12 protein-coding genes and 1 tRNA gene are annotated in these 12,968 nt (G+C 71.9%); 9 read left to right on the forward strand and 4 right to left on the reverse strand.

The window, feature by feature from the left end; translation table 11 throughout:
* Positions 1–77: 77 nt before the first annotated feature.
* A complete protein-coding gene (gene fabI, locus CKO43_RS04495; protein ID WP_200231875.1) occupies positions 78–857 on the forward strand; it encodes an enoyl-ACP reductase FabI in 780 nt (259 codons plus the stop codon).
* 151 nt (positions 858–1,008) lie between these two features.
* Here fabI and CKO43_RS04500 read toward each other — a convergent pair whose 3' ends face one another.
* A complete protein-coding gene (locus tag CKO43_RS04500) occupies positions 1,009–3,273 on the reverse strand; it encodes an arginine/lysine/ornithine decarboxylase (RefSeq protein WP_200231876.1) in 2,265 nt (754 codons plus the stop codon).
* 109 nt (positions 3,274–3,382) lie between these two features.
* On the opposite strand from CKO43_RS04500, the gene CKO43_RS04505 reads away from it, so the two are divergent.
* The 4 genes from CKO43_RS04505 to CKO43_RS04520 all read left to right on the forward strand — a co-directional run bounded on the left by CKO43_RS04505 (position 3,383) and on the right by CKO43_RS04520 (position 5,490).
* On the forward strand, positions 3,383–3,757 hold the full coding sequence (locus CKO43_RS04505) for a DUF2237 family protein (RefSeq protein ID WP_200231877.1): 375 nt from the start codon (positions 3,383–3,385) through the stop codon (positions 3,755–3,757).
* 15 nt (positions 3,758–3,772) lie between these two features.
* Positions 3,773–3,863 (forward strand) — tRNA-Ser (locus CKO43_RS04510).
* Positions 3,864–4,027: 164 nt separating this feature from the next.
* Positions 4,028–4,513 (forward strand): hypothetical protein, encoded by a 486-nt coding sequence (locus CKO43_RS04515; RefSeq protein ID WP_200231878.1) that lies wholly within the window; start codon positions 4,028–4,030, stop codon positions 4,511–4,513.
* A gap of 11 nt (positions 4,514–4,524) precedes the next feature.
* Complete coding sequence (locus CKO43_RS04520; protein ID WP_200377959.1) at positions 4,525–5,490, forward strand: tripartite tricarboxylate transporter substrate binding protein; 966 nt, start codon at positions 4,525–4,527, stop codon at positions 5,488–5,490.
* Here CKO43_RS04520 and CKO43_RS04525 read toward each other — a convergent pair whose 3' ends face one another.
* On the reverse strand, positions 5,491–6,432 hold the full coding sequence (locus CKO43_RS04525; protein ID WP_200377960.1) for a DMT family transporter: 942 nt from the start codon (positions 6,430–6,432) through the stop codon (positions 5,491–5,493).
* A 148-nt stretch (positions 6,433–6,580) separates the two neighbouring features.
* Between CKO43_RS04525 and CKO43_RS04530 the strand changes: the two genes are divergently transcribed.
* Both CKO43_RS04530 and CKO43_RS04535 read left to right on the forward strand, forming a co-directional pair.
* Entirely contained in the window at positions 6,581–7,393 is an 813-nt protein-coding gene (locus CKO43_RS04530) for an AraC family transcriptional regulator (RefSeq protein WP_200377961.1), read from the forward strand.
* On the forward strand, positions 7,390–8,478 hold the full coding sequence (locus CKO43_RS04535; protein WP_200231882.1) for an FUSC family protein: 1,089 nt from the start codon (positions 7,390–7,392) through the stop codon (positions 8,476–8,478). The genes CKO43_RS04530 and CKO43_RS04535 overlap by 4 nt, the downstream gene beginning before the upstream one ends.
* Positions 8,479–8,484: 6 nt before the next feature.
* On the opposite strand, the gene CKO43_RS04540 is transcribed toward CKO43_RS04535, so the two are convergent.
* Positions 8,485–8,697 carry a hypothetical protein gene (locus tag CKO43_RS04540; protein WP_200377962.1) on the reverse strand — a complete coding sequence of 71 codons (213 nt, stop codon included), beginning with the start codon at positions 8,695–8,697 and terminating at the stop codon, positions 8,485–8,487.
* A gap of 69 nt (positions 8,698–8,766) precedes the next feature.
* Positions 8,767–9,678, reverse strand: coding sequence for a TIGR01212 family radical SAM protein (locus CKO43_RS04545; RefSeq protein WP_200377963.1), 912 nt, complete (start codon positions 9,676–9,678; stop codon positions 8,767–8,769).
* A gap of 69 nt (positions 9,679–9,747) precedes the next feature.
* On the opposite strand from CKO43_RS04545, the gene CKO43_RS04550 reads away from it, so the two are divergent.
* Both CKO43_RS04550 and CKO43_RS04555 read left to right on the forward strand, forming a co-directional pair.
* Positions 9,748–10,644 carry a fructosamine kinase family protein gene (locus tag CKO43_RS04550; RefSeq protein ID WP_200377964.1) on the forward strand — a complete coding sequence of 299 codons (897 nt, stop codon included), beginning with the start codon at positions 9,748–9,750 and terminating at the stop codon, positions 10,642–10,644.
* Between the two features lie 96 nt (positions 10,645–10,740).
* Positions 10,741–12,968: AI-2E family transporter (locus CKO43_RS04555; protein ID WP_200377965.1), on the forward strand; the 2,228-nt coding region annotated here is incomplete at its 3' end.

Raw genomic sequence — 12,968 nt, forward strand, 5'->3', positions numbered from 1 at the left:
CCAAACCCTGAGCAAGGGCAGAACACCGACGGCGCAAGGATGCCAAAATCCACGACATCGCTAAGAACGGAGTCACCATGGGTTTTCTTGCCGGCAAGCGCCTGCTCATCACCGGCCTGCTGTCCAACCGCTCGATCGCCTACGGCGTTGCCCGCGCCTGCCGCGCGCAGGGCGCCGAGCTGGCTTTCAGCTATGTCGGGGAACGCTTTCGCGACCGGATCACCGAGTTCGCACACGAATTCGACTCGAAGCTCGTCTTCGAATGCGACGTCGGCGACGACGCCCAGATCGAGTCGACCTTCAAGCAGCTCGCCGAGCACTGGCCCGAGTTCGACGGCTTCGTGCACTCGATCGGCTACGCGCCGCGTGAAGCGATCGGCGGCGATTTCCTCGAAGGTCTGTCGCGCGACGCCTTCCGCATCGCCCACGACATCTCGGCCTACAGCTTCCCGGCGCTGGCCAAGGCGGCGCTGCCGATGCTCAGGCCCAACGCCGCGCTGCTGACGATGAGCTACCTGGGCGCGGTGCGCGCGGTGCCGAACTACAACACGATGGGGCTGGCCAAGGCTTCGCTCGAAGCCAGCGTGCGCTACCTGGCGGCGAGCCTGGGCCCGCGCGGCATCCGCGTCAACGGCATCTCGGCCGGCCCGATCAAGACGCTGGCGGCCAGCGGCGTGAAGGACTTCGGCAAGCTGCTCGGCCTCGTCGCCGGCAGCGCACCGCTGGGGCGCAACATCACGATCGAAGAAGTCGGCAACGTCGCTGCCTTCCTGCTGTCGGATCTGGCCTCGGGCGTCACCGCCGAGATCACCTACGTCGACGGCGGCTTCAGCCACGCGATGGTCCGCGACGACTGAGGCGGGACGGGCAAGGCTGGAAGGCCTTGCCCGCCAGCCGAAGGCCAGCGCGCGATTTCACGCGGGCTGGCTGAGTTCAGCGCCACCCCGGCGGCAAGCAGCCGCCGCAGAAGACGGCCGGACGGTGTGCAACCGCCCGGCCGTCTTCGTTTCAGCCTTCGCGCACGCAGTCGACGTAATAGGTGCGCCGGCCCTCGACGTCGACGTCCTCGACGAGGCCGTGCACGTCGGTCGCGAACCCGGGGAACGCGGCGTTGAACTCGCGCGTGAAGCGCAGGTAGTCGACGATGCGCTTGTTGAAGCGCTCGCCCGGGATCAGCAGCGGGATGCCCGGCGGGTACGGCGTCAGCAGCGAGGTCGCGATGCGGCCTTCGAGCGCGTCGATCGCGACGCGTTCGGTGCTGCGCAGCGCGATGTGGGCGAAGGCCTCGGTGGGCTTCATCGCCGGCACGATCTCCGAGACGTACATCTCGGTCGTCAGGCGCGCGATGTCGCCCTTGGCGTACTGCTCGTGGATCGCCTGGCACAGGTCGCGCAGGCCCATGCGCTCGTAGCGCGGGTGCGCGGCGCAGAACTCGGGCAGCACGCGCCACATCGGCGCGTTCTTGTCGTAGTCGTCCTTGAACTGCTGCAGCGCCGTCAGCAGCGTGTTCCAGCGGCCCTTGGTGATGCCGATCGTGAACATGATGAAGAACGAGTAGAGCCCGGTCTTCTCGACGACGACGCCGTGTTCGGCGAGGAACTTGGTGACGATGGACGCCGGGATGCCGGTCTTGGCAAAACGCCCCTGCAGGTTCAGCCCCGGCGTGATCAGGGTGCACTTGATCGGGTCCAGCATGTTGAACCCGTCGGCGAGCGCGCCGAAGCCGTGCCACTTGTCGTCGGCCTTGAGCACCCATTCGGCGCTCTTGCCGATGCCGTCGGACGCAAGCTTGTCCGGGCCCCAGACCTTGAACCACCAGTCGCCGCGGCCGAACTCCTTCTCGACCTTGCGCATCGCGCGGCGGAAGTCCAGCGACTCGACGATGCTCTCCTCGACCAGCGCCGGGCCGCCGGGCGCTTCCATCATCGCCGCGGCGACGTCGCAGCTGGCGATGATCGCGTACTGCGGCGAGGTGCTGGTGTGCATCAGGTAGGCCTCGTTGAAGAGGTGGCGGTCGAGCTTGCGCTCGGTCGCGTCCTGCACCAGCACCTGGCTGGCCTGGCTGATGCCGGCCAGCAACTTGTGCGTCGACTGGGTCGCGAAGACCAGCTGGTCCTTCGGCCGTGCGCGCTTCTTGCCCATCGAGTGGTAGGGCCCGTAGAAGCGGTGGAAGGCGGCGTGCGGCAGCCAGGCTTCGTCGAAGTGCAGCGCGTCGACATAACCGTCGAGCGCGTGCTTGATGGTCTCGGTGTTGTAGAGCACGCCGTCATAGGTGCTCTGGGTCAGCGTCAGGATGCGCGGCTTGACCGTCTTCGGGTCGACGCCGGCGAGCAGCGGGTTGGCGGCGATCTTGCGTTCGATCGCCTCGCGCGAGAACTCGCTCTCGGGGATCGGGCCGATGATGCCGTAGTGGTTGCGCGTCGGCGTCAGGAACACCGGCACCGCGCCCGTCATGATGATCGAGTGCAGGATCGACTTGTGGCAGTTGCGGTCGACCACGACCACGTCGCCCGGCGCCACCATGTGGTGCCAGACCATCTTGTTGCTGGTGCTGGTGCCGTTGGTGACGAAGAAGCAGTGGTCGGCGTTGAAGATGCGCGCCGCGTTGCGCTCCGAGGCCGCCACCGGGCCGGTGTGGTCGAGCAGCTGGCCCAGTTCCTCGACCGCGTTGCAGACGTCGGCGCGCAGCATGTTCTCGCCGAAGAACTGGTGGAACATCTGGCCCACCGGGCTCTTCAGGAAGGCGACGCCGCCCGAGTGCCCCGGGCAGTGCCAGGAGTAGGAGCCGTCCTGGGCGTAGTCCATCAGCGCCTTGAAGAACGGCGGCGCCAGGCCGTCGAGGTAGCTGCGGGCCTCGCGGATGATGTGCCGGGCGACGAACTCCGGCGTGTCCTCGAACATGTGGATGAAACCGTGCAGCTCGCGCAGCACGTCGTTCGGGATGTGCTGGCTGGTGCGCGTCTCGCCGTACAGGTAGATCGGGATGTCCGCGTTCTTGAAGCGGATCTCCTCGATGAACTTGCGCAGGTTCAGCACCGCCGGGTCGAGCTCGGGGCCGGGCGTGAACTCGTTGTCGTCGATCGACAGGATGAAGGCGCTGGCGCGGCTTTGCTGCTGGGCGAACTGCGACAGGTCGCCGTAGCTCGTGGCGCCGACGACTTCGAAGCCCTCCTTCTCGATGGCCCCGGCGAGCGCACGGATGCCGAAACCCGAGGTGTTCTCGGAACGGAAGTCCTCGTCGATGATGACGATGGGGAATCGAAAGCGCAGCATGGGCCGGGGCCTCGTCGAAACGACTGGGTGAAAAGAGGCGCGAAGTGTAGAGGCCGACGGGGGCGAGCGTCGTGACGAACAATGGCCCGATCGCCAACCGCAAATCGCCATGACCATCGAACTGAACGTGCTCGGCACCGAACTCGTGCCCTGCTCCTACGACCCGCTGACCGGCTGGCGCCGCGACGGCTGCTGCCACGGCGACGACGGCGACCCGGGGCGGCACCTCGTCTGCGCGCGCATGACGGTCGGTTTCCTCAACTTCCAGATGGAGCGCGGCAACGACCTGATCACGCCGCGCCCCGAGATGCGCTTCCGCGGCCTGGCCCCGGGCGACCGCTGGTGCGTCTGCGTGCTGCGCTGGCGCGAGGCCTACGAAGCCGGCTGCGCGCCCCCTGCCGTGCTCGAGAGCACACACGCCGCGGCACTCGATTACGTGCTGATCGACTGGCTGCGGCGCAGCAACACGCCCGAGCTGAGGTAGACTCCCGGGTTTTCCGGAAGGGTGGATGAGCGGTTTAAGTCGCACGCCTGGAAAGCGTGTGTGGGTTAACAGCCCACCGCGGGTTCGAATCCCGCCCCTTCCGCCAGACACCTGAACGCCTGCCGCGCCCGTCGCCCGGCAGGCGTTTTTGTTTGCGGCAGCCGCGCGCCCATCCTCGGCGCCGCTGGATCGATATCCGGTTTCCGCGCTTCATGCTGGCGATGGGCGCTTGCAAAGTCGTCTTTCCGTTCCCGCCACAACGAGAAGACGATGCCCACGATCACCACCGCGCCGCCCGGGCGCGACCCGCTGTCGCTGCTGCTGGCCGCACGCGGTTTTGCCGACCCCGCGATCCAGTCCGCCATCCGCGCCGGCTACGAGCTGCTGCAGGAGTTCATGGCCGCGTTCAACGCCCGCGACGCCCGGCGCTGGGCGCGCGTGATGCACTACCCGCACGTGCGCTTGGCCGCCGGCACGGTTCAGATCTGGCAGGACGAAGCCGCCTACGCCGCCAGCAACGATCTCGACGCCTTCGCCGCCGGCGGCTGGGCCTACTCGGCCTGGGACCGCATCGAGCCGGTGCAGGCCGCCGCCGACAAGCTGCACTTCGCGCTGCGCTTCACACGCTACGACAGCGCCCATGCCGCCATCTCCAGCCACGAGGCGCTGTACGTGCTGACATTCGAGAACGGCCGCTGGGGCGTGCAGTCGCGCTCCAGCTACGCCGGCATTGCGATCGCCGGCGCGGCCTTCTGAAGGAGGCGGCGATGCAACACCCGTCCCGCCGCGGCTTCCTGGCCGTTGCCGCGCTCGCCGCCGCCAGCCCTCTGGCCCGTGCCGCCACCGGCAAGCCGGTGCGGCTGGTCGTGCCCTACCCCGCCGGCGGCGTCGTCGACGTCGCCGCGCGCATCGTCGCCGACGACATCGGCACGCGCACCGGGCAGGCCTTCGTCGTCGAAAACAAGGCCGGCGCCAACGGCAACCTCGGCGCCCAGGCCGTCAAGGCCGCCGCCGCCGACGGCCAGACGGTGCTCGTCGGCTCGCTCTTCGTCGTGCTCAACCCGCTGATCGACCGCCACGCCAGCTTCGCCACCCGCGACTTCGAGCCGCTGGCCGAGATCGGCGCGCCACCCAACCTGATCGTCGTGCCGGCCTCGTCGCCGCTGCGCACGCTGGCCGAGCTGATCGCGCTCGCCCGACGCCAGCCGGGCCGGCTGAACACGCCCAACCCGGGCACCGGCAGCTCCAACCACCTGGGGCTGGAGCTGCTGATCCAGGCCAGCGGCATCGAGGTCGCGCAAGTGCCCTACAAGGGCCAGCCACCCTTCGTCGTCGACCTCGTCAACGGCGAGCTGCACTTCGCCTTCATGACCGCGGCGCTGGCGCTGCCGCAGATCCGCAGCGGCGCGCTGCGGCCGCTGGCGGTGGCTTCGCATCACCGCCTGGATGCACTGCCCGAACTGCCGACACTGGCCGAAGCGGGCTACGCTGACGCCGTCGTGTTGCCCTGGAACGGCTGGTTCGTGCCCGCGGGCACGCCGCGCGCCGCAGGCGAGCACCTGGCCGCCGAGGTCGAGACCGCGCTGCGCAGCGCCGAGGTGCAGCGCCGCTTCAGCGTCATCGGCGCCGAACTGCCGAAAGCACCGCGGCGCTTCCCGGCCTTCGTCGCCGCCGAGGCCGAACGCTGGAAGCGCCTCGTCGCCGAGCGGCGCATCAAGCTCGACGAAGGCTGATCAGAGGCGCGGCGCCGTGCTCGGGTGCGGGCGGCGCCGCAGCAGGGCTTCCAGCCAGCCGTGAGCGCTGACGACGAAGACACCCGCCAGCACCAGCAGCCCGCCGGCGACGAAGGCCGAATCCAGCCGCTCGCCCAGCAACCAGGCGCCGAAGATCACGCCCAGGACAGGCGTCAGGAACGCGAGCACGCCCAGGCGCGACGCCAGGTAGTGGCGCAGCAGCCAGAACCAGACCAGGAAGCTGGCGAACGAGACGATCAGCGCCTGGAACGCGAGGTGGCCCCAGAAAGCCGGCGTCGCATGCAGCGTGGTCTGCCCGCTGGCGAAGGTGGCGACACCCAGCAGCACGCAGGCACCGAGCAGCTGGTAGAGCAGCGTCTCGCTGGCCGGCGCCTGGCTCAGGCGCGAGCAGCGGATCACGACCGTCGTCGCGCCCCAGGACGCGCCGGCGGCCAGCGCCAGAGCGTCGCCCCACAGCATCGCCGCCGCCGGGCCGCTGCCACCGCGGCCGAGGAACGCGAGCGCGATGCCGCCGAAGGCGATGCCGATGCCGGCCCATTGCAGCGGCCGCAGCCGCTCGGCCGGCAGCCGCGCATGCAAGCCGAAGGCGGCGAAGATCGGCGAGGTGTAGAGAAAGACGACGACGTGCGCGGCATGCGTGTGGCGCAGCGCCTCGGCGACGAACAGGTATTCCAGCGCGAACAGCAGCCCGACCAGCAGCCCCGGCCGCCAGCGCCCGCTGGCCGGCTGCACGCGTTCGCCGCGCCACAGCATCACGCCGGCCACCAGCAGCGCCGCGACGCCCGAGCGCAGCGCCACCATCAGCATCGGCGCGATGTCGCCGGCCGCCGCCTTCAGCGAGATCTGCTGCAGGCTCCACAGCACGCACAGCAACAGCATCACGCCGACGGCCAGGCCGTCGAGGTTCTTGCGGGAATCCATGGGGAGAAAAGGCGCGGCGCGCGGCCGCTCGTGAACAGGGCCACGCAGTGTCACGCTGTCGGATCTGCAACGCATAACGAATATCGGACAATGTGCAGCGCGCGCCGGTCATCGTCCCCCCGATGGCCGGCCCTTATCCGATCCCTGCATGCCTGCTGCCGACACCACCCCCCGCCACCTGCTCGAACCCTATGCCGGCACGATCGACACCCCGATCTGGTTCCGTGCCGCCCGCATTCCCGCCGACGGCGGCTACCCGGTGCACCGCCATGACGGCGGTGAACTGGTCTACGCCTTCAGCGGCGTCATCGAAGTCGAGATCGACAGCGCCCACTACCTGGCGCCGCCCCAGTACGCGCTGTGGCTGCCGCCGCGCATCGAGCACCGCGCGCTGAACCGGCGCGAAGCGCACCACGCCTCGGTCTACGTCGCCGAGCCGATGTGCCGCACGATGCCGGGCGAGGCCGCGGCGATCACCGTCGACGCGCTGCTGCGCGCGCTGCTCGCCCACCTCGACGCGCATCCGCCGGCGGTGCCGCCGAGCGAAGCCGAGGCGCGGCTGCTGCAGGTCGTCGTCGACCGCATCGTCGCCGCGCCGCGTTCGGGCAGCTACCTGCCGGGCTCGCGCGATGCGCTGCTCGGCCCGGTGCTGCAGGCGCTGCAGTCCGACCCGGCCGACACGCGCAGCGTCGCCGAACTGGCCGCCGCCGTCGGCACCACCGAACGCACGCTGGCGCGGCGCTGCCAGCGTGACCTGGGCATGCCGCTGGCCGCCTGGCGCCAGCGCCTGCGTGTGCTGCGTGCGCTGCCGATGCTCGACGAAGGCCGCAAGGTCGAGGCGATCGCGCTCGACCTCGGCTACGCCAGCGCGTCGGCCTTCATCGCGATGTTCCGCCGCCTGATGCGCACCACACCCGACGACTACCGCGGCCGCCGCGCCGACGCCGGAGGCACACGATGAGCGGCTGGAGCCAACGCCTGGCCGCGCTCGCGCGGGCCGAATGGCAGCACCTGATCCAGATACAGCGCAGCGACCGCATCTGGCAGATGCCGGTGGCCGCAGCGCTGGCCACCGGGCTGCCGCTGCTGGTGGGCGCCTGGTTCGGGCACATCGAGTACGGCCTGGTGTCCTCGCTCGGCGGCCTGGTCTTCGTGCACATGCCGGCCACGGCGATGCAGCACCGCATGGTCACGCTGATGGCCTGCGCCTTCGCGATGACGGCCTGCTACGCCACCGGCGTGCTCTGCCACTTCGCGCCGGGCTGGGCGATCCCGGCGCTGGCCTTCCTCGCCGCGGTCGTGACGATGCTGGTGCGGCTGTACGCGATGGGGCCGCCGGGCAGCCTGTTCTTCGTGATGGCGGCGGCCATCGGCGCCTATTCGCCGGTCGAGGTGCTGCAGCTGCCGCACGCCGTCGGGTTGCTGTTCCTGGGCGCCTTCCTGGCGGTGCTGATCGGCTTCGCCTACAGCCTGTACGCGCTGCGGCTGCAGGCGCCGCAGCCGGTGGCCGAGCTGCCGCCGCCGAGCTTCGACTTCGTCATCTTCGACTCGGTCGTCATCGGCGCCTTCGTCGGTCTGTCGCTGGCGCTGGCCCAGGTGCTGGGGCTGTCGCGGCCGTACTGGGTGCCGGTGACCTGCCTGGCGGTGATCCAGGGCGTGTCGCTGCGCGCCGTGTGGGTGCGCCAGCTGCACCGGGTACTGGGCACCGCCGCCGGGCTGCTGCTGTCCTGGGCGGTGCTGTCGATGCCGCTGGGGCCCTGGAGCGTGGCGCTGGTGCTGATGCTGCTCAGCTTCGTCGTCGAGATCAGCGTCGTGCGCCACTACGGCTTCGCGGTCATGTTCATCACGCCGATGACCATCCTGCTGGCCGACGCCGCGCACCTGGGCGAGATCGCGCCCGGGCCGCTGGTGCAGGCGCGTTTTGCCGACACCGCGCTCGGCTGCGGCGTCGCGCTGCTGGGCGCGATCTGCCTGCACAACCGGCGCTTCCGCGCCGTCGTCGGCCGGCCGATGCGGCGGCTGATCCCGCCGCGGCTGCTGCGCTGAACGGCTTCAGCCGCCGCCGATCCCCACCGTCAGCTTGCCGCTGCCGTCGCAGACCGGGCAGCAGCTGCCTTCGCTGATGCGGCCGCTGCCGCCGCATTCGGGGCAGACGGTCTCGCCGCTGCCCGGGGTTCCGGGCGGCGCCTGGTCGCCAGGTGCCATCGGCGCAGGCGCCGGCGGGCGCGCTTCGGGCAGGTCGGAGAAGCTGGCTTCGGAACTCATGGCTGTCTCCCGCGGCACCGTGACGGCGCCGGCGCGGGAGGCGGGCAATCGCGGCGCCCGTTCCCGCCGTCAGCCCGCCAGCGCGCAGGCCGTGCCCTGGCCGCCGTTGCGGTCCAGGTCGGCGCGGATCGCCTGCATCGCCGGCCAGACCGTGCTGCACCAGGCGGGCGCGACCAGGGTCGGCGCGCGTGCGGTGGCGCTGACGCGGTGGAACACGACCTCGGGCGGCGTGCGCCGGATCAGCTCGCAGGCCAGCGCCGTGTAGGCCTCCAGCGTCGGCGGCTCGATCTCGCCGCGTTTGTGCGCCACCGCCAGGCGGCTGCCGCGCGTGATCATCAGCGGGTGCAGCTTCAGGCCCTCGACGCCGGCGGCTAGCACCCGCGCCAGCGTCGTGTGCGCGTGGGCGTCGGTCTCGCCCGGCAGGCCCAGGATCAGGTGGGTGCAGACCGGCACGCCGGCGCGGCGCGCACGCGCCACCGCGTCGGCATAAGCAGCCCAGCCGTGGCCGCGGTTGATGCGTGCCAGCGTGTCGTCGTGTGCGCTCTGCAGGCCGAGTTCGAGCCAGACCTCGTAGCCGCGCTCGCGGTAGCCGGCCAGCAGCCCGAGCACCGCGTCGGGCACGCAGTCGGGCCGGGTGCCGACCGCCAGGCCGACGACGTCGGGGCTGGCGGTGGCCTCGGCGTAGAGCGCGGTCAGCGTCTGCACCTCGGCGTAGGTGTTGGTGTAGGCCTGGAAGTAGGCGATGTAGCGGCTGGCGCGCTTCAATTCGGCGCGGCGCTCGGCGAGCTGCGCCGCCAGCGGCGTGCCTTCGTCGTCGGCGGCGAAGGACAGCACGCTGCAGAAGGTGCAGCCGCCGCGGCCCAGCGTGCCGTCGCGGTTCGGGCAGCCAAAGCCGGCGTTCAGCGACAGCTTGCGCACGCGTTCGCCGAAACGCGCCTTCAGATGCCGGCCCAGGGTATTGACGCAGTGGTCGAGATTCACCCCGCGATTGTCCGCTGGCGGCAACGGTCAAGGGCCCGGCGCATCATCGTCGGCACCGACCACCCGCCGATGAACACGCTCGCCAGCACCCTGCCCGCCCTGCTCGCCCCGTCATTGGGCGGGCACTGGCGCGTGCGTGCGCTCGGCCGCAGCGGCTTCACCGGCACCTGGCGCGCCGACGGCGACGGCCGCTCGCTGTTTCTGAAGACGCTGCCGGCCACACGCGCGGACACCCTGGCCGCCGAGGCCGACGGCCTGGCGGCGCTGGCGGCCAGCGGCTGCGTGCGCGTGCCAGCCGTCGCCGGCTGTTGGAGCGCCGAAGGCACGGCGCTGCTGGCGCTCGAATGGCTGGAGCTGACCGGCGCGGCGGACGGCGCGCGCCTGGGCCGGGCGCTGGCCGCACTGCACACCGCGCCGGTGGCCGAAGGCGGAGGGTGTTTCGGCTGGCGGCGCGACAACCGCCTGGGCGCCACGCCGCAAAGCAACAGCTGGAGCCGCAGCGGCGGCCTGGACGGCTGGATCGAGTTCTTCGCCCGGCGCCGCCTGGAGCCGCTGCGCGACGCGCTGCTCGCCGGCGGCGCCCCGGCGGCGCTGGCGCATGCGATCGACGCCGTCGTCGTGGCGCTGCCGCACTACTTCGACGACGGCCACCTGCCGCGCCCCAGCCTGATCCACGGCGACCTGTGGAGCGGCAACCACGCGGCGCTGGCTGACGGCACGCCGGTGCTCTACGACCCGGCGGTCTCGGTCTCGGACGCCGAAGCCGAACTCGCGATGCTGGAACTCTTCGGCGCGCCGCCGCCGGGTTTCTGGCCGGCCTACAGCGCCGCCGCCGGGCTGGCGCCGGGTTACGCCCGGCGGCGGCCGCTGTACCAGCTCTACCACCTGCTGAACCACGCGCTGCTCTTCGGCGGCGGCTACCGGGCGCAGTCGCAGGCACTGGCCGAGCAGCTGGCGCGCGGCTGACCCGGCGCGCGGCCGCGTCCTACAGCGGCAAAGGCAACGGGCCGATGCGGCCGCCGCGGGGCGCCGCGCCCAATGGCGGCTGCCGCAGACCGCCCCATGCCAGCCGACGACCCCTCCGAACCTCTTGTCGCCGAGACCCAGCGCCTGGTCGCGCTGCCCTCGGGGCTGGCGACGGCGATCGCGATCGCGCTCGTGGTCGCCGCGCTCTACCTGGGCCAGGCGATCCTGGTGCCGTTCGCGCTCGCGGTGCTGCTGGCCTTCGTGCTCGACCCGCTGGTGACGCGGCTGCGGCGCGCCTGGCTGCCGCGCAGCGCTGCGGTGGCGCTGGTCATCGCCGCCACCGTGGCCGTGCTCGGCGGGCTGTCGCTCTTCGTCGGTTCGCAGGTGGCCGAACTCGGCCGCGACCTGCCGAGCTACCAGAGCACGATCCAGAAGAAGCTGCGCGCGCTGCGCCAGGCCGTGGTCGACAACGGCGGCTCGCTCGGCGGCGCCTCGCGTGTCGTCGACGTCGTCGAGCGCGAGTTCGACGCCGCCCGCCGGGCGCTGCACACCGGGCCGCAGCCGTCGGCGCAGGCGCCGCTGCGCGTGCGCGTGGACCCGGCGCCGGCGTCGCCGCTGCAGGCCCTGGCCGAAGTCGTCGCGCCGGTGCTGACGCCGCTGGCCACGACCGGCATCGCGCTCGTCTTCCTGGTCTTCATCCTCGTCGACCGCAGCGACCTGCGCGAACGCCTGCTGCGTTTCGCCGGTGCCGACCTGCGCCGCGCCACCGAGGCCGTCGACGAAGCCGCGCGCCGCGTCAGCCGCTACCTGACGGTGCAGCTGGGCGTGAACCTGGTCTTCGGCGTCGCGCTCGGCCTGGGGCTGTGGCTGATCGGCGTGCCGGGCGCGCTGCTGTGGGGCGTGCTCGGCGCGGTGCTGCGCTACGTGCCTTACGTCGGCGGCGGCGTCGCCGCGGTCTGCCCGGCGCTGATGGCCTTCGCCGTCGACGACGGCTGGAGCCTGCTGCTGTGGACGCTGGCGCTGGTGACGGTGCTGGAGATCACGATCAACAGCTTCGTCGAACCCTGGCTCTACGGTGCCAGCGCCGGGGTCGCGCGTGTCGCGCTGCTGCTGTCGGCGGCGTTCTGGGCCGCGCTGTGGGGCCCCATCGGGCTGATCCTGGCGACGCCGATCACCGTCTGCCTGGTCGTGATGGGGCGGCATCTGCGGCCACTGCGTTTCCTCGAGCACCTGCTGGGCGCGACGCCGGTGTTCGACGCGCCGACGCGGCTGCACCAGCGCCTGCTCGCCGGCGACGTCGAGGAAGCGATCGAACTCGCCGAGCAGGAGGTGCGCACGGGCTCGCTACAGGGCTTCTTCCGCGACACCGCGGTCGAGGTGCTGCGCCAGGCCAGCGCGGCGCATGCGCGCTCGGGCGCCGAGCACCGCCACCGCGTCGTCAGCGGCATGGCGACGCTGCTGAACGAGCTGCGCGTCGCCTGGCCGCCACCGCCGCCGGCCGAAGGTGCGAGCCGCGTGCTCTGCATCGGCCTGCGCTCGGAGCTGGACTCGCTCGCCGCCGAGATGCTGGCGCAGACGCTGGCCGCAGCCGGCGCCGACGCGCGCCAGCTGCCGGCCTCGGCGCTGGCAGCCGAGCAGATCGGCTCGCTGGCACTCGACGGCGTCGACGCCGTCGTGCTGTCGGCCTTCAATCCGGCGCCCGAGACCAACGCGCGCTTCGTCTGCCGCCGGCTGCGCCGCCGCCAGCCCGGGCTGCGCATCGTGCTCGCGCCGTGGAACGCCGGGGCCGAACTGCGCGCGCCGCAGGCTGCGGCCGAACTCGGCGTCGACCACATCGCGACGACGCTGGACGAAGCCGCGCTGCAGGCGCTGCCGGCACGCAAGGGCGGCGATGCGGCCGCGCCGCCGCCGGACGTCGCGCTGGTGCCGGCCGGGCCGCTGCGCGCCGCGCTCGCGCCGACGCTGCAGCGTGCCGCCGAGGTCTTCGACGCCCCGGTGGCCGCGCTGGCGCTGAACGACGGGCACTGCCTGGCCACGGCCGGCGGCGACATGGCGACGGCCGCTTGCCGCCTCGCGGGCCAGGCTGCCGCGGGTTTTGCCGCCGGCACGCTGGAGCCCGGCATGCTCGACCCGGTGCGCCTGCCGCTGCCCGCCGGCCTGGACGGCGCGGCCGCCGTACCGCTGCGCCAGGCGGCCACGCTGCACGGCGCGCTGGTGATCGGGCTGACGCCGGCGCGGGCACTCAGCGCCGGTGACACCCGGTTGCTCGAAGCGCTGGCCGCCGAACTGGCCGCGACGCTGGCCGCCGGCCTGCTGCGCCGCGA

Source organism: Rubrivivax gelatinosus, assembly GCF_016583785.1.
GTDB classification, from domain to species: Bacteria; Pseudomonadota; Gammaproteobacteria; order Burkholderiales; family Burkholderiaceae_C; genus Rubrivivax; species Rubrivivax gelatinosus_B.